The sequence below is a fragment of the Bacteroides sp. AN502(2024) genome (genome assembly GCF_041227145.1).
Lineage (GTDB): Bacteria > Bacteroidota > Bacteroidia > Bacteroidales > Bacteroidaceae > Bacteroides.
In genome coordinates, this window is record NZ_JBGFSP010000012.1 from 115,652 (window position 1) to 139,537 (window position 23,886).

Genomic DNA, 23,886 nt, shown 5'->3' on the forward strand with positions numbered 1-23,886 from the left:
AGATGGTATATGAATGATAAGTCTCAAATTAAACTGGCTGAAACAGTGGTGTTGATTGACGCTGCTTTTTTGAATTTGGTAATAACGGATATAAAAAGGTATTTTGAAGTGACTTTGCATCGTCCTTTACAAGAGATAGACCTTTCGATGTTGACCACTTATATGACTTTGGATGCAGGGATTACGGCGGGGAAGAACGAGGTGCAATTTCTTTTTGTGTATGATAAAGAATCCGGCCGATTGCCATATTGTCAACCTTCCGATTTGCAGGAAGAATTGAATGGAGTTGCGTTTCAGAGCCCTTACGGTGAATATTCTTTTGCCAGTGTCCCGTCGGAAGGAATGGTGTCAAGAGAGGATTTGTTTTTGGATTTACTCTCTATCATTTCCGATTCGACGGACGTGAAAAGAATGATTGTTGTTTCTTTCAACGAGGAGTATGGAAAGAAGGTGACTGATGCTTTGCATGAAGTGAAAGGGAAAGAGATCATTCAATTTCGTATGAATGAGCCGGATCTTCCGGTGGATTATAAATGGGATATGCTGGCTTTTCCTGTTATGCAGGCGTTGGGGATAAAAGCGGAAGAATTGTAATAATTGTTGTGCTTCTATTCTTTCTGCCGCCATTCATTGTCCGTCATTGATTTCTTAACTGTTAATGCTAACTGCCGTGTCCGATTTTCGTTTAAAAGTATTTCAGAGCGTAGCGAAAAATCTGAGTTTTACGAAGGCGTCGCAAGAAGTGTTTGTCAGCCAACCTGCTATCACCAAGCATATTCAGGAACTGGAGACTTACTATCAAGCTCGTTTGTTCGACCGCCAAGGGAGTAAAATCTCACTGACTAAGGCCGGAGAGTTGCTGCTGAAACATAGCGAGAAAATTCTGGACGATTATAAACAATTGGAATATGAGATGCATCTGTTGCATAATGAATATATCGGCGAACTGAAACTAGGAGCCAGCACTACGATTGCTCAATATGTGCTACCTCCTCTGTTGGCAAACTTTATAGCCAAGTTTCCGCAAATCAATCTTTCTTTGATGAATGGAAATTCCCGGGGAGTGGAAGTTGCCCTGCAAGAGCATCGGATTGATTTGGGACTGGTTGAAGGGATTTTCCGCCTGCCTAATCTGAAGTACACTCCATTTTTGCAAGACGAACTGGTTGCCGTGGTGCATACACAGAGTAAGTTAGCTGTCTCGGATGAGATTACTCCGGAAGATTTGCCCAATATTCCGTTGGTTTTGCGGGAGAGAGGTTCCGGCACATTGGATGTGTTTGAGCGTGCTTTGTTGCCACACAATCTCAAACTTTCTTCTTTATATGTATTGATGTATCTGGGTAGTACAGAAAGTATCAAACTTTTTTTGGAACATACGGACTGTATGGGGATTGTTTCTATCCGTTCGGTGCATAAAGAGCTTGTAGCCGGCAATCTCCGTGTCATCGATATAAAAGGAATGCCGATGCTGCGTGAATTTAACTTTGTACAGCTGCAAGGGCAGGAGGGAGGATTGTCGCAGGTATTTATGCGCTTTGCCGGACATCATAGCAAGAGCCTGTAGGATTTCTCATACTGTTATCCGTCTCCGTACCGTCCTGTTTTTAGTTGACTGGATTACCGTTTAGTCCTATAGGACATTGTCTAAAATTAGGAATTAATGCTTGAAGCTTCCTAGATTTTTAAAATGCAAAACATCTGCCATCTGCAACAAAATCGATATAATGTGTTAATAAACAGTTAGTTATATCGTTGCAGATACTGTTGCAGATGGTTGCAGATAGCCCGTTATCTGCAACACCGTAAACGAATCGTACCGGTCATTCCGTCAGTATCCTACTTCCGATTCATAGTTTCCTGCGTGGGAACTCTCGTTTCCAAGCAGGAAACTGGAGTTTCAAAGTAAGGAAACTGGAGTTTCAAAGTAAGGAAACTGGAGTTTCAAAGTAAGGAAACTGGAGTTTCAAAGTAAGGAAACGAAAGTTTTCACCTATGGAAACGGAGATTTATGCGTAGCTGTTTGGCTTGGTTGCCTTGTTCTTACAAGTTACCTTGCTCTTGAAAGACAGCTTTTCATCGCCACACAAAGTGTTGCAGATACCATTATCTGCAACTATCTGCAACAGGTATCTGCAACGTTATAACTGATTGATAATTAATCTATTATATCGATTTTGTTGCAGATGGCAGATGTTTTGCATTTACAAAACTTTCGAGAAACTTGTTGAGAGGAGAAAATACTCCATGGGTTGGTTCTTTGGTTTTAAACTTCACCTAATAATCAATGACAAGGGATATATCGGACAGGCATTGTTTGAGAACTTGTTCCTTAACGGCATACAGATTGGTCACAAAAGTAAAGAATAAGATGAAAAACTCATTGATGAGTATCGCAGACAAGATTCTGCTGAGAAAGCGAGCCTTGATTGAAACGGTAAACGGCGAATTGAAGAATATTGCACAAATAGAGCACTCTAGGCATCGGTTTTTCAACAACTTTATCGCAAATGCAATTTCTGCTATCGCAGCGTATTGCTTCTTTGAGAAGAAGCCTGCCATTGAATTGGATTTCATCAAGGACAGGTAACTGAATTTGTTTTGAGTTATTTCGAACTCACGTTAAACTATAAATGCAACTTTGTTTTTATAATCAAAATACGGATTTCACCAACAGATTTTCGTAATTCTGTCTCAACCGATCCTCTTAGATGCCTGGCCTATAAAATAAGACCATTTTTGAGAGAACAAACACTTTTTAAATGAAAAGAGCCGTGTTTGATGGCAATAATTTTTTTATGAAATATTGTGTGAATGTATTGTATTATATATAAGATTTTTTATCTTTGCGAAAGACCTGTTACGCATTTATTTTGAAACAAAAGACTATGGAGAACTTAGACATATCAATATTGAACCTACAGTTTAAGAATGAGATATCTTATTCGGAAATACATTTGTTGCGAGGAGCTATTCTTAATGCATTAGATGGGAAAGCGGATGTACTTTTTCATAACCATATAGGGGAGTCTTTTCGCTATTCTTATCCTTTGATACAATATAAGAGAATACACAAGAAGGCTGCGATTTTCTGCTTGCGAGAAGGTACAGATGCTATCGGACAGTTTCTATCCAAAGGCTCTTTTTCACTGTGTTTGGGCGAGCGGCGAATAGATATGGAGATAGAGTCGGTTCACTCAAAGAAATTTAAGATTCAGCCGTGGCAGTCTTTGCTAAAGTATAGATTAAAACGATGGCTTCCTCTGAATTCGGAGAATTATAAAAAGTATAAGGAAATGGATGAACTAGTGGAGAGAATATCCTTTTTAGAGAAAATTTTAGTATCTAACTTGCTGTCTTTTTTTAAAGGAATAGGATTTCATATTACTTCAAAAATAATATGTAAATTAGTATCAATAAGCGATCCTTATCAAGTAGTAAATAAGGGGGTAAAACTTATAGCGTTTGATATAGAGTTTAAAACTAATTTTTCATTACCCGATTATCTTGGAATAGGGAAAAATGCAAGTATTGGATATGGGGTAGTAACACACGTTCAGAATGAAAAAAAAAGATAATAGATGAGTACAATAAGAGAACATGTTTATTTGGCGGCTTTATTGCATGATATAGGTAAATTTTATCAAAGAGCAGATTCTGGTAATATAACTACCAGCAAATTCTTGAAGCCGATAGTGCGTGGATTGGAGAGTATTATACTTCCTTCTAATAATAAGGGCGTTAATACCCATAAACATTGTTTGTGGACAGCACAATTTTTGGAGGATTATCAGCCTGTTTTTCAAAGATTGGCTACAAACAAATTGGATAATTTGACCGATAAGGACAATCTAATCAATTTGTCCGCGGGACATCATTTGTCATTTGAACAGCAAACCGAATTGGGAAAGATTATTAAAAAGGCGGATAATCTTTCTTCCGGTATGGATCGTGATAGTGATGAAGCTTATAAAGATGATCAAGATGAAAGTGGCTGGGACTCTTTTAAAAAGAAGCGAATGACTTCCATTCTACAGAATGTGAAAGATTATCAGGCTGAAATAATATATCATTTACCGTTGAAAGCTATTAGTCTGGATAAGGGCTATTTCCCGAAAGTTTTTGCCAAAGAAGATTTGCCAGACTATAGTACACTTTGGAAGTCTTTTAATAATGAGTTTAAATTGATTCAGGCTAATACGTGTCATGCTTTTGCAGAAACTTTTTTGAATCTGCTTTTTAAATATACAACTGCGATTCCCGCAAGTACGATCCATTTTCCAGATGTCTCATTATATGATCATCTGAAGACTACTGCCGCTATAGCAGTTTGTCTCTATGATTATCAGCAAGCAGAAGAAAAAGGAGAAAAGCCTTTTCTGATGATTGGTGCAGACTTTAGTGGTATACAAAATTATATTTATCAGGTAATATCTAAATATGCTAGTAAGAATCTGAAGGGACGTTCTTTTTATTTGCGTATTCTTTCAGACTGCATTGTGCGATATTTGTTGAAAGAGTTAAACTTGTTTCAGGCGAATATCATTTACAATTCAGGTGGTAGTTTCTATCTCTTGGCTCCTAATACAATGGAAGTGAGGAGGCGGTTAGAAAGTGCTATCTCCTACATTGATAAGAGTATGTTTGAAGCTCATGGAACCACTCTTTATATCGCGATAGATTCGGTAGAGGTTTCGGAAGATGCTTTGATGCACCGCAATGGTGAGAACTTGGTAAAAACGTGGACATCTCTTTTCGAAAAAAGAAATAATAAGAAGCAGAATAAATATTCTTTGTTGATTACAACCCGTTATGATTTATTTTTTGAGCCGTATATGCCACATGAAACTATGCGTGATGTAGTTACTGGTGAATTGTTTGGAGAAAAGGAAGCGCCTTTTCATCATAAAGAAATAGAAGAAGACTTTCGTGAAAATGCGGTTTTGAAGGAACTGACTGTGAGACAAATTCTGCTCGGAAAAATGCTACGGGGAGCAGAGGTACTGGTTGTGTCAGAGGGAGAAATAACTTATTGGCGGGATAAGATCTTTGTAGCTCCGGCAAATTTGGGTATTTATTATTATTTGCTCAACTTTTCTGATTTAGATAAGATGAAAGAGCAATTGCGCGCTTCGGCAGATAAAGTGACAATTGTTTCTTTGAATGGTAAACGGCTGGATTGTGATTTCCTGCGTAATGTGGAAGGATTGAATAATATATACTCTTTGGAGTTTTATGGAGGGAATATTTATCCGAAGAAAACATTTGAAGAAATGTGTGAAAATGACTCATTCTCCCGTTTGGGAGTCTTACGGATGGATGTGGATAATCTAGGCAGTATTTTTCAAAATGGCATTGCTCCAGAACGAGCAACCTTATCCCGTTATGCGGCATTGAGTCGTTCTTTTGATTATTTCTTTTCCGGTTATTTAAATAGAATACAGCAAGAGCTAGCTCCAGATACGTCATTTATCGTATATAGTGGTGGTGATGATGTCTTTATTGTAGGAGAGTGGAGCGTAATAATAAAATTGGCTAAGCGAATATATTTAGATTTTAAAGAATTTACTTGTCATAATCCGTCATTTTCATTATCAGGTGGAATTGCAATTGTTCCTCGAAAGTATCCTATTATAAAAGGAGCGGAACAAAGTGATAAAGAAGAGAAAAATGCGAAGGAGCACTTTTGTGGTGTGTCTGGTGGTGCTCAATATGAATTGAAGAATTCTTTATCTTTCATGAATACTCCATTGAATTGGAATAAGGAATTTCCACAGGTGGAACAATTGAAAGACGCCATTGTGACTTTTATTGATCAAGGATATTTACCTAAGTCGTTCATCTCCAAAGTACAGAGTTATGCCATGAATGCCCAGATTAGCAATCATTGCATTCAGAATTTGAAAATTTATTGGATGTTGACTTATGATTTAATCAGGATGAAGAAAACTTTGGATATGATGTCTTGTAAAGAAATGATTGAGAATTGTATCAAGGAGATTTGTGGTAATAAAGCGACATTGAATGGTGAACATATTGAAACTTGTTATCATCCTTTAGAATTGTGGACTTTTGCGACAAGATGGGCAGAATTGGAATGTAGAACAAATAAAAAATAATGTAAATGAGTTATGATGAAAAAATGGGTGGCAGATCGTATCGCTCCCAAAACAATCAAAGTTATGTCTTATCAAGGGACAGAGACATTGCAGATGCGAAATCTTTCTTTCTGAATCAGTTGAGTTATCAAAGTAACTGGATTACGGAAAAGGCTGATAAGGCGTTAGTGGAATTTGCGGAAAAAGCCGGTAAATATATGGCTGAAAACAATCTAACGAATTCAAAGATACGGAGTATTTATGGAGAAATAAAGCGAATTCAGATGAAAACGTTTGAGAAAGACAAGGCGTCTTTTTTTCTGTTGAAACCTAAAGTAGCTTATGCTTTGGGACGAGAGCAAAAAGATGTGAAAGGGTTGCAACTCTTTAAATCTATTTTTGATAAGAGTTTTGATGATGTGACGAATGAAACGCAGTATCTGAATTTTTGTAATTTGATTGAAGCAATATTGGCTTATCATAAAGCTTATGGTGGTAAAGATTAATGAATATGATTATGAATGTAAAATTGATAAAGAAAGTTATTTATACCGGTAAAATAGTATTGAAAACCGGTTTGCATATTGGTGGAACTAATGCCGGATTAAATATCGGTGGTCCGGATAGGTTTGTGGTACGTAACCCTATAAACAATATTCCTTATATCCCGGGAAGTTCATTAAAAGGGAAAATGCGGGCATTGGTGGAGATAGCCAATGGCGAAACGAACAATGGAAAACCTACTAATCGAATAGAAGATAAAGCCGGTGCTTTGTTTGGAGTGGCTGGTGATAATGATAAAAGTCGTCCGTCACGTCTGATTGTACGTGATGCGGAGTTGTGGAAGGATGATCCGGATATTGATTTTAAGAATACAGATTTGCCTTATACGGAGAGTAAAACAGAAGTTTGTATAGATAGAGTGACGGCAAAAGCAAATCCTAGAACATTTGAACGTGTGCCGGCTGGTGCCAAATTCAACTTAGAGATGGTGCTGAATGTTTTTGAAGGAGAAGATGAAAACAGATTGAAGCAAACCTTGAAAGAGGCTATTCATTTGTTGGAAGATGATTATTTAGGTGGGCATGGATCTAGGGGCTACGGGCAGGTTGAAATTTATCTGGATAAGGAAGAAGGAGAAGAACGATTTTATTAAACGGCAAATATGGCTACATATAATATCATAAAAATAAAATTCTTGACTCCCCTTCATTTAGGAGTAGGAAAAGAGTTTTTTGATTTTTCATCGTCAAATTTGCATAGTGATACCTTAACTTCCGCATTGGCAGCAATTAGGGTGCAACGTGGACATTCAGAAGGAGTTTTGGAATTCTTGTCTTCATTTTCATTAAGCTCTGCATTTCCGTATGTGGGTGAGATTTTTTATTTGCCGAAAGCCATCGGTAATTTGAAAATTAAGGTACGTGGAAAGGCGGAATATGAATATCGGAAAAACTTGAAGAGGATAAAATACCTAGAGTATCCTCTATGGGCTTCATTGGCTGAAGGAAAAGAGGTAGAGGTAGACAGTGAGCAAATACATCATTCTTTTCTCTCTTGCAGTAAGGATTTTAAACTACCTTACGCCAATCATGTCGTCCAACGTGTTCAAGTGCCGAGAGGAGACGATATGGAAGCCGAACCATTCTTTTTTGATTGGCGTTTCTTTAATTCCGAATCGGGACTCTATTGTCTTACTGACACTGTCGGTGAATTATTCTCTGAATTAAGGTCCTTATTTGAGTCGCTTGGAGAGGTGGGCATTGGTACGGATAAGAATATTGGTGGTGGAAAGTTTGTGGTAGAGACGGGATGTTTGCGCTTTCCAGATGTAGCGGATGCTCGTTCTCTTCAACTTCTGTCTCTTTATCTGCCGACTAAGGAAGAATTAGATGGCTTGGCTCTCGCAACTTCCCGATATAATCTTCTTTTGCGTGGAGGCTATATGGCGGGAAGTGGACATGAATCTTTTCGTCATTTGTGGAAAAAGTCTGTTTATATGTTTGATGTAGGGTCTGTTTTTCCCGCAAGTCAAAATTTGTGTGGAAAGGTAGTGAATTTACAACCGGAATGGAATGATGAAAAGATGCATCCTGTATATCGTAGTGGGCGTCCTTTTTGCATACCTGTAAATCTATAAAAGAATGAGTAAAATAAAAATCAGTACTTTAACACCGGTGCATATTGGTTCGGGTAACTTCTTACAGTATAATACCGATTTTGTCGTGACAAGGAAGAATACCGATTCGTACTTGAATATAATTGATGAACGCAAGATATTAGAACTGATAGGAGTCGTGCATTTGAATGATTGGGTATTAAGCATTGAGAGGAATGAAGACACTCAAGAGCTGGTAAAACGTTATTCTCCTCATAGTAGTGTTTCCGATTATATATTACGTTGTTCTATTTCGTATTCCAGTATTGTGCCAACTGACACTCTGAAAGAGTGTATACACGATGGTTTGGGAGTTCCCTATATTCCAGGCAGTTCAATAAAGGGGGCAATCCGTACAGCTTTAGTGGCGACATTAAGTCAGGAAATAATTCCTTCATTATTAGACAAACCAAATCTCAAGCACTTAGCTTCCGATGTAGAAGGAAAATTATTTGGTAAAGATCCGAAAGAGGACGTTTTTCGTTTCTTACAGGTAGGCGACGCTTATTTCGATAAGGGTAGTGAAATCGTCTTGCGTTTAATAATGGGGCTGAACATTACTCAGAATAAATCATTAAGACCTAAGAAGAACGATAGTAAACCGCAATTGGTAGAAGCTATCGGAGTAGACGAGGAAGCAATATTCTCGTTAAAAATTAATATGGACTATTATTTAAAAGCGAGTAATATATCGGATAAGATTGGAAAAATGCCAGATGAAATGAGAACAGTTCCAGCTTTGTTTCATTTAATCAATAAACATACGAGTACCTTGCTAACACAGGAAATTGATTTTTGGGAAAGAGAAGGACGAGATAAAATAGGAATGGAAGATTATGTGGAAAAAATAAAAGAAATGCTGGACGAAGTAAATAAATGCGAAGGGGATAATCAAAGTTGTGTGTTGCGTGTCGGTCATGCTTCAGGATGGAGATTTATTACCGGTGCATGGAGTGAACAGCTTCCTTTCTTTGAATCTTTTGTGATGAATGCAGCTCGTCCTGGAAATAGGAATAGGTATAACGATTATCCTTTTCCTAAATCCAGGCGTATGGATTTTGATGGTGATTTAATGGGATTTGTAAAACTATCAATGTTGTAATAGATAATGAATCACATACATATAGCATTACTTGGGGCACAGTCTTATCCCGTTTATTTGGGCATTATTGATCAACATCCGGATGAGGTAATCTTGATACATTCGGTTACAACGCTTGATGAGGCGATACGCGTAAGGTGTGAGATAGAAAAGCAGGAGATAAAACTTCCTGTGCAGTTGATAGAGTTTGACCCGGTAGATATATCTCGGATATTCAGTCAATTGAAAAAGCATTTTGCAAATTTGTCGTTTGAGAATCTATATTCAGTGAATATTTCCGGTGGAACAAAACTATGGTCTGTTGCTTTTTATGAGTATTTCAGGGAGTATCCTCATGTGCGCCTTCTATATATAGATCAGAACAATTATATCTGTGACCTGAAAACTGCTGGAAAACGCCTTTCGGATGTTCCTTTGGATACGGATATCGTTTTTCGACTGAATGGAACTTTGGCTAAATCTTATACTTTATTGTCCGAATACACGGAGAAAGATACTTGTTGTCTGAAAAAAATAAAAGACTTACGCAGGCATTCTTATGATGGATTTAAAGGTTTTTCAATGCCGGGCATAGAAAAATGGAATGAAATAGAAAATAAGAAAGAAGGCTGTTGGATGTCAGCGGATGGAGCTCTTTTATGGGATAAGCCTGCTCAAAGAATAATAATTCGGCTATTAAATAAAAAGGGTATTGTAAAAGAGGAAACCTTGGAGTCTCCACATGTGTTCTCTCTTTTCTTTCATGCAGGATGGTTTGAATATGAAGTTGCGAGGATACTTTCTGGATGGAAGTATGCCAAAGAAATACGGTTGAATGTGAAGTTCCCATATAATGCAGAAAGAAATCCGAAAAATGAAATAGATGTTATAGTAAACACAGGAAACCGTTTGTTATTTGTAGAATGCAAGACCCAGATTTCTTTTATCACGGATATAGACAAATTTCGTACTGCCGTAAAAAATTATGGGGGAATGGCTTGTAAAGCTCTGTTTGTAACAGAAGCTGTAATGAAAAATACTGCAAGAGAGAAGTGTGAAGATAGTGGTATACTATCTTTCAGTTTGGAAAATTCATTTGCTAATTTGTCGGTGGCAGAGCAGTTGTATATTAAGTTAGAACTTGAATTATTTGAAATAAATAAAAAATAAATATATGAATAGAAAGGTCTTTGTTTCAGTTTTAGGTACAGGATTTTACACGTCCTGTAACTATCGGAAAGATGATTTTGTTTCTTCTGATACCCGTTTTGTACAGCAAGCTACGCTTGAGTATCTGAATGCTACATATTGGAAAGAGACGGATGTAGTCATATTTCTATTGACGGATGGAGCGAAAAAGAATAATTGGAATGCAAGTATTGTTTCTCGAAAGAATGTGAAGACCGGTGAAGAAGAAATATATTATGGTCTGCAGACTGTATTGAAAAATATGCATTTGCCTTGTCACATTCAGGAACTTCATATCCCGGACGGTAGGACAGAAACAGAAATGTGGGAGATTTTTAATATACTTTTTGATACACTGCGCGAGAATGACGAACTGTATGTGGATTTAACACATAGTTTTCGGTATTTGCCTATGTTGGTATTGGTGCTGGAGAACTATGCAAAATTCTTAAAGAACATAGAAGTTCTTCATATTTCTTATGGTAATTATGAATCGCGAGATATTGAGAAGAATGAAGCTCCAATTGTGGATTTGTTACCTTTATCTACCTTGCAAGACTGGACTTTTGCTGCGGCAAATTTTATACGGAACGGAGATGTCGACCGATTAAGTGAGTTGTGTAAGAAATCTCTACATCCATTATTAAAGGATGCGGAAATACGAAAAAATAACCCGGACCTTAATATCTTGAAGAATTATGTCGATTCTCTTCAAAAAGTGATTCAAGACATGAAAGGGTGCAGAGGTATTCATATATTGGAAGGGGATAATATTATGAGATTTTTGGAATATTCGCAACAATTGGGAGATGTCATTATTCAGCCGATGAATCCTATCTTGAAAAAAATGAAAGACTCGTTTTCAGGGTTTGTCCCTTCCTCAGACGTGAAGAATGGGTATTTGGCTGCAAAATGGTGCTTTGAGCATCAGATGTATCAGCAGGCGTTGACCATTTTGCATGAGAATATTATTTCTCATGTATGCGAATTGCAACATTTGGATTGTAAAGAAGAAACAGAACGCGAATTAGCTAAATATGCATTAAAAATATCTATAAACAATATTGGCGAGGAATTGTGGAAGGTGGATACAGAAGAGAAAAAAGAGCGGATAAAAGCTTTGTTACAGCAAGAGTTAGTAGCGAAATTAGCCTCTACTTTCATGGTTACTACTAATTTACGGAATGATTATAATCATGCTGGTATGCGGAGTAATCCTGTAAAGTTCGATACTTTGGTAAAGGAATTGGGAAAAAGGATAGATAAAGCGTATGAAATGTGTAAGTAATGATTCATCTTTATTGATTAATCTCTCTAATCATCCTTATTCATGTTGGGGAGAAAGGCAGCGTGAAGCAGCGAAAATGTATGGCGAATGCATTGATCTTCCCTTCCCAAACGTTGATCCTTTTTGGAATGAAGAAGATATTGAGAGGGTGTCTGAACAGTATTTGAATAAGATATTGAAGATGAATGAGAAACATCCGGTTACAGTTCACGTTATGGGAGAGTTCACCTTTTGTTATTCGATGGTAAGGAAGTTGCTTATGAATAATATAAACTGCATAGCTTCATGTGCTGAACGTGATGTTGAATATGTGGACGATAATCATGTAAAGCAGGTGATGTTTAATTTTATGCGTTTCAGGAAATATGCAGAAATCTAAATTCACATTGACAGAAGGACAGCGACTTGCTTTTGAGAAACTATTAGATTTTGTGAGAGATAAAGAGGCCAAGGTCTTTATTTTGAAAGGTTATGCTGGTACTGGGAAAACTTCTATGATGAAAGTTCTGATAGGGGAATTGACTCGGCGAAACTTGAAATTTTCGCTATTGGCTTCTACAGGTAGGGCGGCAAAAATATTGAGTAATGCTACTCAAGTTCAACAGAAAGAATTGTTTGTTGATTTCTATCTTCGAATGAAGAAGCGTAATTTGAGACAGAAGGATAAAGAATTTAAAGCAGTGATGATGAAAGACCCTTATTTGAACGCATTGCGGAGTGTGTTTGGATATGCTTTAACATGTCATAAGGTGCAGGGAGGTGAATGGGAGACTGTTTTTCTTGATATCCCTCGTTCTGTCCCAGTGGTAGATAAGCCTTATGTTTATCAATGGGTTTATACGGCTATGACGCGTGCAAAAAAGGAGTTGTATGTAGTAGATGATTTTTGGGTCATGTAAATAAAAAGAAAAATGGAACTTATTTTAAATACTTTCGGTGTATCTTTAAATCGTGATAATGAAGGATTTGTAATCACTCATAAAGAGGGAAGACAACGTATACCAGCTGATGGGATACGAACGATACAAATAAGTCGTGGTGCGCAGATAACAAGTGATGCGGTACTGCTGGCTATTGAACATGAAATAGAAATCTTGTTTGTGGATAAAGCGGGTAAGCCCATTGGTCGTATTTGGAGTCCTAAATATGGTTCTATCTCTACGATTCGTAAGGGACAACTGAATTTTACATTTTCAAAAGATTCTTTATCATGGATAAAGGATATTATATGTAGGAAGATAGAAAATCAACAAGCATTATTATTGATGATGCGTACGGAGGATTCGGTAGCCAATCGTAAACGTGAAAAAAGTTTGTCCCGTTTGGAGGATTATCGGACTAAAATAACTTCTATCAGTGGAGAGATAGTTTCGGATGTCTCTTCTCAGTTAAGAGGTTGGGAGGGGGTGGCTTCAAAGATTTATTTTGAAACACTGAATGATTATATACCTGACGAATATCATTTTAAATGTCGTTCTCAACATCCGGCAATGGATGTTGTAAATGCATTTTTAAATTATGGTTATGGTATGTTGTATGGAAAAATAGAAGGAGCCTTAATAAAGGCAGGAATTGATCCGTATATAGGTATTCTTCATCGTGATGATTACAATCGTCCAGTCTTGGTATACGATGTAATAGAAATTTATAGAATTTGGGTTGATTATGTTGTTTATAGCCTGATTGTTCAGCGAGTAGTGACGGATGAATATTACTCTATTCGTGAGGATGGTTCTTATTGGCTTGAAGGATTAGGACGGAGAGTATTGATTCAATCCCTGAATGATTATTTGGACGAGGTTGTGACAGTAAAGGGAGTTTCTCGTTCTCGGTTAACTCAAATACAACTATATGCTCAGGATTTAGCTCAAATGTTTAAGAAATATGAATAGTTATGTTATCAGCAGGTTCTAATATAGTATCTCCTTCGGAAACTTTAAAAAAGGTTACCATAGAATATCTTTATTATAGCCTTAGAAATCCTAAACCGGATGTTGAGGCTCATATTCGTCAACTGCGTATTATACGTGATTTGGATAAGGAACAGTATTCTTTATTAAAGAAACAGTTACCTTATGTTGTATGTGGAATGTTCAATCCGTCTTATCGTAAAACGGAAAATTTTGCTTATACAGAGTATTTTATTATAGATATTGATCATTTTTCAGAGAAGGGTTTTGATATTCAAACGATGCGTAAGCAAATAGAGAGTGATGAGCGTGTAGTATTGTCTTTCATTTCTCCTGGAGAAGATGGATTGAAGGTGTTGTTTAAGTTGAAAGAGCGTTGTTATGATGCGGGGATTTATAAGCTGTTTTATAAATCGTTTCTGCGTGATTTTGCGATAATGTATCATTTGGAGCAAGTGCTGGATGAGCGTACTTGTGATGTGTGCCGAGCATGTTTTATCAGTGTTGATTTTGATGCCTTTTATAGGGAAGATGCGGTACCTGTAGATCTAAATACTTATTTACCAGTTTCGGATGTCGTTTCAATGTTTGACTTGAAACATGAATTGGAGTGTGAAATGAAAGAAAAGAAGGTAACTACAGTATTGGAAGAGAAAATAAAAGATCCAGAAAAGGAGGTTATGGATAAAATAAAGGGATTGCTAAATCCTAAGGTTTCCAAAAATAGTTTGAAGAAAAGACCTTATGTGCCTGAATATTTAGAGGAGATAATGAATGACCTAAAAATATACATTGAGAAGACTGGAGTGGTGGTTTATGAAATAATCAATATTCAGTATGCTAAGAAAATAAGGTGTAAAGTGGGATTACGCATGGCTGAAATTAATTTATTTTATGGTAAGCATGGCTTTAGTGTGGTGCAATCTCCACGTTGTGGAACATCTGAAGATTTGAATTATTTGATATCTGAGTTGATAGTGAATTATTTATCTACAATATAATGTACTGGGGTATGAGTAAAAATCGAAGGAAAGAGATGACTTTTTTAGAGAAGATGGCAAAGTTAAAACATGCCGGATTTGAAAATGCAAAAATGATTGGTCAGCAATCAATTGATTTATCTTCGATAGAAGAATTAGATGAACGGATAAAACAAATATTAGGTATATTGAGTGTTACTAATAGAAATCCATTGAATATGTTGTTTTTTGTAATGTATGATATTGAAAGTGACAAAGTGCGTTACCAAATAGTGAAGTATTTGTTAAAAAAAGGGTGCCATCGAATCCAGCGCTCTATTTTCTTGGCAGATTTGGATACACGGAATTATGAAGAGATTCGTTCTTCCTTAGCGGAAGTTCAGTCTTGTTATGATAATCATGATAGTATAATGATTGTTCCTGTTTCTACAGAACTTTTGCGATCAATGAAAGTAATAGGAAAAACAATTGATGTTGACATAATAACAAAGTCTAAAAATACTCTGTTTTTTTAGACTTTTTATGTTTTCGTTCTTTGAAATTTTGATTAATTTTGCACCCTCTATTTAAATAACTCGTTTTATAAAAAAGTATACGTGTATAGGTGTAATTATTGATGTAATGGGTTGAAATATAGTATAATATAGAATTAGCTCATATTGAGTATCTTCCAGTATAATAAGGATTAAGACCTTGCATTATTACTTTTTTCAAATTTAAAATATTCATATTGAGTATCTTCCAGTATAATAAGGATTAAGACTTTTAGTAAACTATGTACTTTGATTTTTTTTGAACATATTGAGTATCTTCCAGTATAATAAGGATTAAGACGACTCTTTTGCTTTGCAAATTGAGTCCAAAAGGGACATATTGAGTATCTTCCAGTATAATAAGGATTAAGACTTCTTCTACTGCGCTGGATTGAACTGTTTTCTTTGCCATATTGAGTATCTTCCAGTATAATAAGGATTAAGACCTTTTTATCAAGAATTTCGAGAGTTTGAAAGCTAATCATATTGAGTATCTTCCAGTATAATAAGGATTAAGACAGATTTTACTTCGCTCATAATTTTTTAAATTTTCATATTGAGTATCTTCCAGTATAATAAGGATTAAGACGTAAGCATTAACTTAAACACCCCTTTTAGGGATTGTGGGCAGGTGGTGATTTTGTGCTGACTCTAAAATTGTGACAAAGTTGGAATTTGAAGAACTTCAACGTAAGTTCGCCATAAGCGGGATGACATTTAAGTCGTTCCTCAAAGGATTGGGAGTAGTCTATAACTATTGGAGCAAGAAGATTAAGGCGGAGAGGGAGAAGTTGCCAATAGTCCCGATATCTTTTCACGAGTCTTGGTAATCGTCAATTGAACTGACGTCGATGGAACCGGTGGAGGTTCCCGGTGTGACGCTTGCCTTCCCCAATGGAGTGTGCTCTCATTTCGGTCTCGGTAGTGAGAGCGTTCTGATAGATGTCCTGATAAAAGTAAGCATTAGTTCAAGTACACTGACGATAGCGCTGAATGTGGTACCGATTGCAGTGCTATGCATGGTACCGATTCTACGCTATCGTCACAAATATAATGGGCTATGTTAAAAAAGGTGTAGTCTCTTTTTTATGCCGATGAGAGTCGGATGTTTTTCAAGCTACCGATAGCCGATGATTATTTCAAGATATTCGATTCTCAAGCGGTAAAAAACGGGGTTCAATCTAAAACAGTTCTCAATGTGATTATCTTGATTGTTTACCGTACTTTTGTACCCGGAAAACAATTAAAGATAAAAAGATATGATTTCAACAGTTACAAAAACTTTGCAGGCAAATAATAAAATGATTTATGTCGTACTGCTTTCCACTCTGACTTTCTTCCTGTTTTTAGACTATATTCCGGGATTGGAAGCATGGTCGGTTTGGGTTACTCCTCCGGTTGCTTTGTCCCTCGGACTTATTTTTGCATTAACCTGCGAACAAGCACATCCAAAGTTTAATAAGAAAACATCGAAATATCTGTTTTGGAATGAGTCTATTCTGTCTTGCTATATGCTTCCCAATACGGTGCAAGTTTTTCTTGCAGCCTCCTTGTCACTTCTGCGAACGAAATCTCGTTTTTAATAGTAGATTTCTTCAAGAAAGCCGACCAACGAATTTGCATTTCCGGATGATTGGGAAAATCTTGACCGAAGAACACCGTATCAGCCGTATAAGGTGTGTGTCTGTTTTGGAAAGTACGCACAATGGCTTCTTGCAGGATAGTCTCATCAAAAGTAAAACCTGTGAGAAGATGGTAAAGGTCATAGTAATCCTTCATTCGACTGCTTTGGTCTGCCAGATCTATAATGGCGTGCATCTTCTCGGCGATAACAGTCTCAATGGAGTATGCCAAGATATTTGCTTCCGGCAAATCTTCAAGTAGAAGCGGATAGTCAAGATTGACAGGTTCGGGAGTAACGACATCCCCGAAACCGATATCCATAGTCATCACCTGCGTTATAGTATCCATGGTTACAGGTATGCTGAGTCGGATGCCGTGGTAATCCTTAAACTCTGTTATTTCTTTGGCAGTTATCTTATCGGTAGCAAAAGCCACCCCGTCAACCAGGCATTCCGCAGCATATATTTCCTTGAATGTATCGATAATACGCTGCCCATCGTTACTGATTCTATTGCCAAGAAAATCTATATCCAAGGTGGGACGGGCTGCGAAACGCTCATAGGCATACATCAATACACCGCCTTTTAGATAGAAGTTATCTTTGTATTGGGTTTGGGAAATACGATACAGCAGACGCTCCTGAAAATATCGGGTCAGGATGGTCTGGAAGAAGATTTCTTCATGCTTGGCTACATTCAACAAGCGTGCGCGCACTGACTTTCCATAGTTTTTTATCTCACTCATAGTTTTATTGCGATATATTGTTCAAGAATTTGCCTTACTCTCAGTTTGTCTGCGTATTCCATCAGCTTTGACAAGTTGCGGCTCGGTAGAGCCAAATAACTGTTCACGACCTCTGCACAAACATCCATTCCGACCTTATTGCGGAACTTGACGGCATCGCATACACAGCGTTCTTTATTATATGTATGTATATGGTAACCGCTCACCACCATTTCTTCTACACCAATGTCGAAAAGTCTTTCGGTTTGGTGATAGAGTTCAATTTTGGGATATTCAGGCAGGGTTATCTTGCGGCCTCTCTTGACAGCAATATGATAAGCCTGTGGAAGTGAGGTGGTCAAGCCATGGATATTCCAAGCGGAAAACAGACAGAGCACACCGCCGGGGACTACCATATCTACATCTATCATAATGTCTGCCAACTGTTCAGCATTGGCATATACACCACGACGAACACGCACCATATCACCGTTGCGAGTCTCGTCAAGCAACTTATAGTAGGCAGTTCTTCCGCCTTCCTTTGCCATCGTTGCGGAAGTAAATCCGTTATGACTCATTTTGTTTCCCATACTAGTACTTTATAAATTCCGTACAAAGTTACTACAAATATTTATAAGTGTAGTGTTTATGTACGAAAATGTTGGCTAAGCCTTGATTGGGGACTATTAAACTAAAGAATCTTAAAAAGTTTCTCTAGCTTCTTTGGATTATTACGAAATCGCTTATAGTCTTTTTTATATTGGGTAGACGCTTTTAGCTTTTTCATATACCCATATATTTTTCCATTGCCTCAAGCATGATTTCATTGGGCTCATTATAGGCGACATCAAGTAACAGTGTCTCCACAAAGTTGTTGAGACTGCGATTCTGTTTTTTATTAACAAACTTACTTACTATCGTAAATCGTTCATTATCCGTTTTATCATCTGATGCAGAGGTATGATATCCTCTTTACAAATACGATAGATTTCATCAGCATCTACGTCAAAATAATGATGAACTATATTATATCACGTATTCCCATCACATGTTTCCATGGAATCTCTGGGTGTTGTACCAGTAATTCTTTATTTGTAATCTTATCCAGATTCTTTATACTTTCGAATTTGCGAGATTCTTAGACCATCAAAACCAAAGCGTTCAGTTACGCCTTTTATGTAATATGCACTCCACCCGCCTAAACCCACTTTGGGGCTTTCAGTAAGGTAAAAAGTGGTACAGAAGTGATAAATTTATATGAAATATAAGTAGAAAAGTTTAAAATATTTGCAGAAACCAAAATGATTTTGTAAATGTCGCCCGAATGATACCTAAAAATTGCAATTTTAGACCTAATATCAATAGGATTTTGTTATATCGTGTAGAGGTTATAAAAAAGCCCAGCCCGGAGGTTGAGCAAAATGAGATAAGATTGAATAGGTCTTTTTCTGATAATCGCCTGACAATATGCTGAAAATAATTTTCTATTCCATCCATCCTTGTTCAGTAATTTTCTTTTGATTCTAGATGAGTATTCTGGAAGTCCTGATAATCCTGCTCGTAATTTTTCTTGCATGTCTCTAATTCTATCTTTTTCTGATCGAGTTTACCTTGAAGAATTTCCATTTCTTCTTTTTGCTTCTTGCGGATCTCGTCCAGTTGAATCTTCTGCTGATTGTGACATTCTAGGACAACCTAGCGACGAACCAACTCGTTATCTCTTTGTATGCGAAGCTCCGTTTCTTTGTCATACTCTTTCCGGAATGTAGCTATAATCCTTTGGTTATCCCTCTCTTTGTTTCTTTTCCTTAGCCTGTCGTATGGATAGTCAACAGAGAATACACAAGTCTGGATGACCACGGTGCCTAATATGATAACTGCTATGCAACCTACAAATTCACAGGTCAGGCTGAAGAACGTATAATGGCGAGTTCCCGCTTGACCTGTTGTGTACATGATAGCAACAAATGCTCCTAATGGGTAGAACAAGTATCTTGCCCATCGTGATTTTGCTACGTCACACAAAAATTGCTTCAGTTCGTATGAGTATTCGTTCCAAGTATTTCTTTGAATCATACTTCAATAATTCTTTGAATAGATAATATGCTTAATCCTTCAGACATGCCAGTGGGATAACCTTTACTCCGTCTGGGCGAGTGTAGGCCATACTACCTCCTGTCATGACAATAAGAAGGTCGGGTTCACGCAGAGGAACCTGTTTCTCTTTCTCGTTATATTCTTGTATGAGTCGTTTGAGTTGCAATAGATGTGCGGCACCATCATTAATCTCACGACTGCCCAGCTTGCACTCAATAAGTGCATAGCGTCCATCCGAAAGATGCAAGACGAGGTCTGCTTCTAGTCCATAACGGTCACGATAATAGGATAGTGCACCATCATAAGCAGCAGAATAGACTCTGAGATCACGGGCGCACATCTGTTCAAAGATAAAGCCAAAGGTTTTCAGTTGCGTCATTAAAGCCTCGGGAGTCAGGTCAAGAGCCGCAACAGCAATAGATGGATCACAAAAAGCGCGTTTGGGACGACTTTGTACAACTGTCTTGCTGCGTATCGCTGGACACCATGCCTCAATGTCCATGATAACGAAAAGCTTTTCTAACGCTTCGATATAACTTTCAAATGTTGGTCGGCTGCATTCTATGTTGTCTGCAGCTGTCACATCACTGAGAATGGAAGTGCTTTTTGCCAACGTCGATATGTTTCTGGCATACGACTTCAGTATCATGCGCGTAAGCTTTTGATTTCGCTTAACACCATCAATGCGTGAGATATCATTTTTATAAACTGATTTGATATATTCTTTAGCAACAAGCAACTTCGCCTTGTTGTCCTTAAGGTTTAACGTTGCTGGCCATCCGCCTCTGCATGCCGAAAAGATGATCTCTTCCATTGTCAGTTCCGATTGAGCGAAGATTTCTTTCTCTGGATTATCAAACATATCCATGAGTGAAACTGAGCCATTTGACTCGCCATACTCCCACAAACTCATTGGAAGCATTTCCATTCGCGAAATGCGACCAGTGCCACTGTGATGTATTTTGCTATTGTCAACAGCATTTGAACCGGTTAGTATGAATTGTCCTGGCAGTCCTCGTTCGTCAACCTTAGTTCTTACAGCATCCCATAGCATAGGGGCATCTTGCCATTCGTCAATGAGACGTGGCACATCGCCTTCCAATAGAAATGAAGGTTTTGTTGCTGCTGTAGCCAAATATTCCTCGCGATGGTCGGTATTCTGAAGGCTGATGATACTACGTGCATACTGAGCGGCAGTAGTAGTCTTTCCGCACCATTTGGGACCCTCTATCAGCACTGCTCCCATTGCGTTGAGGTGCGCTTTCAACAGCACGTCAAAAATCCTTTGCAAATATTTCATATTTGTTTTCTACTGTATAAATATTATTGTTTCTGGCTGCAAAGTTCGTCATTTTCAATCAAATAACAAAACCTATTTACTTTTTTGATGATTTTTATTTATACTTTTTGAGAAATTCTATTTTACATATTTGATGTGCCTCGTTTTAGATTATTGAGGTGTTTTATTTGGTGTTTTTGTGGCAAGCTATTCGTTGTTCTTGCGAGATTTGAAATGGCTCGATGAGTGTATGAAGCGTGATGTTGAACTCAAATCTGAAAATGAATGGCAATACGACAATGAAATGAATTACTCATTCTATTATTGGCGGGATGTCGCCCGCAAAGTGCTTCTTGGTGAAGTGTGCCCTAAAATCGAGAAATCCGGGAATACTACATTGGCTCTTCAGTTGGCTAATTATACCACAAACCGCATCTATCAGTTGGCTCCATTGTTTGAGGCACATCATTACGGGTGGGATGACAAAGAAGACTTAGATAGATTCCTAAACGTAAGAGGTTATGTCGATACTGATTACATCTATGACATTGTCGGCACCCTGTTTTTACGCGAAATGAACTATGAGATGGCTGTTAAATGGCTTTCAAAAGTTTCCAAAGACTACCAAAGTCGTACTAATATTGCAAAGGAGGGATATTTCAAACTCGACCCATTCCGTTATCAGTTTGATAAAAAGCACTATATCGCGGATTCAAGTGGTTACAGACTACGATTTGCACAGAAGATGCTGCAACTTGAGAACTTAATGAGTTCTGATGCGGAAGTCAATAGAAAAGCCAACGCAAAGATACGCTATGCCATCGGACTTCGTAATTCTTTCGGCAAATGTTGGTATCTCACTGAATATGGTTATAATTTGGGCTACGAGTCAGAGGACGATTGGCATTGGAAGTGGTTTGATTCAAGTTGTCGAGATGGTTTCAAGGAAAACGCATTTGCCCGGAAAGCCTACAAAAAGGTTGATGCGTTAATGAAACAAGCTTTGTCTGAATTCACCGATCCCGAGCAGGCGGCACAGGCTCAATTTGAAATGATGAATTTCAAGACACTGATGAGTCAATATCCGACCAGCAAAGCAACCGCATTCGTTCGCGGTCATTGCGACAATTATTATGATTACTCGCTACAAAAACGGTAGTAAACGAATATAGGCTAACCATTATCAATATCTCAACACAGGGATGTACCTACTCATGATATCTTAGTCTCAAAGGTAATACTTTATCACAATGATGATAATTACAATCAGCTTCACAATTCACGGGCTATGAGAACAAATGAAAATCGCAGACTCACATTGACAAAGTGGCAAAAAATAATTGGGGAATGGAAATATATCTTCAAATAGTCCATGTTCAATATTAAGCTACCCAGGAATGCTGAATATAGACATAGCCATGATGCAAATGAGACTATTCTTTATCATCTGGTGCAGAGGTATGATATCCTCTTTACAAATACGATAGATTTCATCAGCATCTACGTCAAAATAATGATGAATATTATATCACGTATTCCCATCACATGTTTCCAAGGAATCTCTGGGTATTGTCATACATAAATGCCCTCCTTCAGTATTTTTTCACGTAAAAACATTTACTCATTTACGCTGTTTATACCACAAAGGTAACAAGTAAATCCGAGAATATATACTAATCCTTAATTATTTTCCCTTAAACCGCACGGATCTTTCATTCAACACGGGCATCACATTTTGAATCTTTATTTTATTTGTTATATGAAACAAAAATAATATATTTGTGTTTCATATAACAAATAATATCTGATATGGACAAGGAACAAATAAAGCAGATAATCGGTGAGAACCAAGAGTTTGTGAAGGATATAACATTTATAGAATGTCCTTTATCAGAAAATATTCTTTGGTGATTTAGTAGCCCGCTATGCACTTCGTAATTCAGATTCGATGAATTTGTTGGTGAAGAAACTTGCGGAAAGTGTCATGCAACCCTCTTCTTACAATCGACTTAAAAATATAGTTTCTTCAGCGGGAGAGAGTGTGGGAGTACGAACAGTTATTGATTATGTGAGATATTTGGAAGAAACTTGGCTGATATTCAGTATTGAGAATTATGCAGCTCGTTTTGCAGAAAGAGAGAGTAACCGGAAATATTATTTTATTGATAATGGTATTTTGAATCTGTTTATCTTTAATCCGGAAACTTTGTTGTTGGAGAATTTAGTGGCTGTCTCTTTGTATAGAATGGTCGGAAAGGAGCTATGTTTTTATAATCAGAATGTAGAAGTTGATTTTTATATCCCTGATAAGAAATGGCTTGTTCAAACATCATATAATATTTCTGATGCTCAAACTTTTACCCGTGAAGTAAATGGGCTTCTGAAAACGGCAAAGTTCTTAAAGGCGGAGAAGTTACAAATTGTGACTCGTAATGAAGAGCGTACGTTTGAACAGGAGGGGTTTATTATAGAAGTGATTCCCATCTGGAAATGGGTGATAATGTTGGAGAATAATAATTAATACAATTTATATATGGGCTGTTTTATGAATCTATTGTGGCTGTTGCTTGGTGGTATCTTTACTGCCGTTGAATACCTCATTTCGAGTTTATTGATGATGCTGACCATTATCGGCATTCCTTTTGGTATGCAAACCTTGAAGTTGGCCGGACTTGCTTTATGGCCTTTCGGTAAGGAAGTCAGAAGTGGAACCCGTTCCGGTGGTTGCCTCTATATCTTGATGAATATCCTGTGGATATTTCTGGGAGGCATTTGGATCTGCCTGTCCCATTTGGCTTTTGGGGTTATATTGTGCATTACCATTATTGGAATCCCTTTTGGATTGCAACACTTCAAGTTGGCGGCTTTGTCACTGTCACCTTTCGGGAAAGACATTGTAACAGTGTAAGAGTAGTTGGGGGAGAGTAT

24 protein-coding genes, 2 pseudogenes and 1 CRISPR repeat array are annotated in these 23,886 nt (G+C 37.5%); of the genes and pseudogenes, 21 read left to right on the forward strand and 5 right to left on the reverse strand.

Translation table 11 applies throughout. The features are described from left to right. Positions 1-9 precede the first annotated feature (9 nt). The 18 genes and pseudogenes from AB9N12_RS19125 to AB9N12_RS19210 all read left to right on the forward strand — a co-directional run. On the forward strand, positions 10-594 hold the full coding sequence (locus tag AB9N12_RS19125) for a DUF6621 family protein (RefSeq protein ID WP_369893670.1): 585 nt from the start codon (positions 10-12) through the stop codon (positions 592-594). 76 nt (positions 595-670) lie between these two features. After that, a complete protein-coding gene (locus AB9N12_RS19130) occupies positions 671-1,567 on the forward strand; it encodes a LysR substrate-binding domain-containing protein (protein WP_369893671.1) in 897 nt (298 codons plus the stop codon). A gap of 614 nt (positions 1,568-2,181) precedes the next feature. Further along, positions 2,182-2,590, forward strand: a pseudogene (locus AB9N12_RS19135) (transposase); the annotation flags it as partial. A gap of 298 nt (positions 2,591-2,888) precedes the next feature. Beyond that, entirely contained in the window at positions 2,889-3,578 is a 690-nt protein-coding gene (locus tag AB9N12_RS19140; RefSeq protein WP_369893673.1) for a CRISPR-associated endonuclease Cas6, read from the forward strand. Positions 3,579-3,581: 3 nt separating this feature from the next. Beyond that, positions 3,582-6,119: a type III-A CRISPR-associated protein Cas10/Csm1 gene (gene cas10, locus AB9N12_RS19145; RefSeq protein ID WP_369893674.1), complete on the forward strand. Its 2,538-nt coding sequence runs from the start codon at positions 3,582-3,584 to the stop codon at positions 6,117-6,119. Between the two features lie 5 nt (positions 6,120-6,124). Beyond that, on the forward strand, positions 6,125-6,604 hold the full coding sequence (csm2, locus tag AB9N12_RS19150) for a type III-A CRISPR-associated protein Csm2 (RefSeq protein ID WP_369893675.1): 480 nt from the start codon (positions 6,125-6,127) through the stop codon (positions 6,602-6,604). 5 nt (positions 6,605-6,609) lie between these two features. Then, positions 6,610-7,254 (forward strand): type III-A CRISPR-associated RAMP protein Csm3, encoded by a 645-nt coding sequence (gene csm3 / locus AB9N12_RS19155; RefSeq protein ID WP_369893677.1) that lies wholly within the window; start codon positions 6,610-6,612, stop codon positions 7,252-7,254. Between the two features lie 9 nt (positions 7,255-7,263). Continuing rightward, positions 7,264-8,238 (forward strand): type III-A CRISPR-associated RAMP protein Csm4, encoded by a 975-nt coding sequence (csm4, locus tag AB9N12_RS19160; RefSeq protein WP_369893679.1) that lies wholly within the window; start codon positions 7,264-7,266, stop codon positions 8,236-8,238. 4 nt (positions 8,239-8,242) lie between these two features. Beyond that, entirely contained in the window at positions 8,243-9,358 is a 1,116-nt protein-coding gene (gene csm5 / locus AB9N12_RS19165; RefSeq protein WP_369893681.1) for a type III-A CRISPR-associated RAMP protein Csm5, read from the forward strand. Positions 9,359-9,364: 6 nt separating this feature from the next. Further along, positions 9,365-10,507 carry a Card1-like endonuclease domain-containing protein gene (locus AB9N12_RS19170; protein WP_369893682.1) on the forward strand — a complete coding sequence of 381 codons (1,143 nt, stop codon included), beginning with the start codon at positions 9,365-9,367 and terminating at the stop codon, positions 10,505-10,507. Between the two features lie 4 nt (positions 10,508-10,511). Beyond that, on the forward strand, positions 10,512-11,813 hold the full coding sequence (gene csx2 / locus AB9N12_RS19175) for a TIGR02221 family CRISPR-associated protein (RefSeq protein ID WP_369893683.1): 1,302 nt from the start codon (positions 10,512-10,514) through the stop codon (positions 11,811-11,813). After that, the gene (locus tag AB9N12_RS19180; RefSeq protein ID WP_369893684.1) at positions 11,797-12,192 is read left to right on the forward strand and encodes a CRISPR-associated protein; all 396 of its coding nucleotides are present in this window, start codon (positions 11,797-11,799) and stop codon (positions 12,190-12,192) included. Before csx2 ends, AB9N12_RS19180 begins: the two co-directional genes overlap by 17 nt. Continuing rightward, positions 12,179-12,712: an ATP-binding domain-containing protein gene (locus AB9N12_RS19185; RefSeq protein WP_369893685.1), complete on the forward strand. Its 534-nt coding sequence runs from the start codon at positions 12,179-12,181 to the stop codon at positions 12,710-12,712. Before AB9N12_RS19180 ends, AB9N12_RS19185 begins: the two co-directional genes overlap by 14 nt. 12 nt (positions 12,713-12,724) lie before the next feature. After that, positions 12,725-13,705 carry a CRISPR-associated endonuclease Cas1 gene (gene cas1, locus AB9N12_RS19190; protein WP_369893686.1) on the forward strand — a complete coding sequence of 327 codons (981 nt, stop codon included), beginning with the start codon at positions 12,725-12,727 and terminating at the stop codon, positions 13,703-13,705. 2 nt (positions 13,706-13,707) lie between these two features. Beyond that, positions 13,708-14,724, forward strand: coding sequence for a CRISPR-associated primase-polymerase type B (locus tag AB9N12_RS19195; protein WP_369893687.1), 1,017 nt, complete (start codon positions 13,708-13,710; stop codon positions 14,722-14,724). An 11-nt stretch (positions 14,725-14,735) separates the two neighbouring features. Next, entirely contained in the window at positions 14,736-15,218 is a 483-nt protein-coding gene (gene cas2, locus AB9N12_RS19200; RefSeq protein ID WP_369893688.1) for a CRISPR-associated endonuclease Cas2, read from the forward strand. Positions 15,219-15,358: 140 nt separating this feature from the next. Continuing rightward, positions 15,359-15,825: a CRISPR direct-repeat array (repeat unit 37 nt; unit sequence CATATTGAGTATCTTCCAGTATAATAAGGATTAAGAC). A 262-nt stretch (positions 15,826-16,087) separates the two neighbouring features. Beyond that, a complete protein-coding gene (locus AB9N12_RS19205; protein WP_369893689.1) occupies positions 16,088-16,303 on the forward strand; it encodes a hypothetical protein in 216 nt (71 codons plus the stop codon). Between the two features lie 192 nt (positions 16,304-16,495). Then, positions 16,496-16,717: pseudogene (locus AB9N12_RS19210) on the forward strand (putative sulfate exporter family transporter); the annotation flags it as partial. 13 nt (positions 16,718-16,730) lie between these two features. Here the strand turns inward: AB9N12_RS19210 and AB9N12_RS19215 are convergent. The 5 genes from AB9N12_RS19215 to AB9N12_RS19235 all read right to left on the reverse strand — a co-directional run bounded on the left by AB9N12_RS19215 (position 16,731) and on the right by AB9N12_RS19235 (position 20,979). Further along, the gene (locus tag AB9N12_RS19215; protein ID WP_369893690.1) at positions 16,731-17,603 is read right to left on the reverse strand and encodes a nucleotidyl transferase AbiEii/AbiGii toxin family protein; all 873 of its coding nucleotides are present in this window, start codon (positions 17,601-17,603) and stop codon (positions 16,731-16,733) included. Beyond that, a complete protein-coding gene (locus tag AB9N12_RS19220; RefSeq protein WP_369893691.1) occupies positions 17,600-18,172 on the reverse strand; it encodes a hypothetical protein in 573 nt (190 codons plus the stop codon). The genes AB9N12_RS19215 and AB9N12_RS19220 overlap by 4 nt, the downstream gene beginning before the upstream one ends. A 324-nt stretch (positions 18,173-18,496) precedes the next feature. Beyond that, a complete protein-coding gene (locus AB9N12_RS19225) occupies positions 18,497-18,607 on the reverse strand; it encodes a HepT-like ribonuclease domain-containing protein (protein ID WP_369893771.1) in 111 nt (36 codons plus the stop codon). Between the two features lie 670 nt (positions 18,608-19,277). Beyond that, positions 19,278-19,658 carry a hypothetical protein gene (locus AB9N12_RS19230; protein ID WP_369893692.1) on the reverse strand — a complete coding sequence of 127 codons (381 nt, stop codon included), beginning with the start codon at positions 19,656-19,658 and terminating at the stop codon, positions 19,278-19,280. Between the two features lie 31 nt (positions 19,659-19,689). After that, on the reverse strand, positions 19,690-20,979 hold the full coding sequence (locus AB9N12_RS19235) for an ATP-binding protein (RefSeq protein WP_369893693.1): 1,290 nt from the start codon (positions 20,977-20,979) through the stop codon (positions 19,690-19,692). Between the two features lie 229 nt (positions 20,980-21,208). On the opposite strand from AB9N12_RS19235, the gene AB9N12_RS19240 reads away from it, so the two are divergent. The 3 genes from AB9N12_RS19240 (at position 21,209) to AB9N12_RS19250 (ending at position 23,866) form a co-directional block, all read left to right on the forward strand. After that, positions 21,209-22,117: a hypothetical protein gene (locus tag AB9N12_RS19240; RefSeq protein ID WP_369893694.1), complete on the forward strand. Its 909-nt coding sequence runs from the start codon at positions 21,209-21,211 to the stop codon at positions 22,115-22,117. Between the two features lie 882 nt (positions 22,118-22,999). Then, a complete protein-coding gene (locus tag AB9N12_RS19245) occupies positions 23,000-23,479 on the forward strand; it encodes a hypothetical protein (RefSeq protein WP_369893695.1) in 480 nt (159 codons plus the stop codon). A 12-nt stretch (positions 23,480-23,491) separates the two neighbouring features. Beyond that, entirely contained in the window at positions 23,492-23,866 is a 375-nt protein-coding gene (locus tag AB9N12_RS19250; protein WP_369893696.1) for a YccF domain-containing protein, read from the forward strand. Positions 23,867-23,886: the final 20 nt, after the last annotated feature.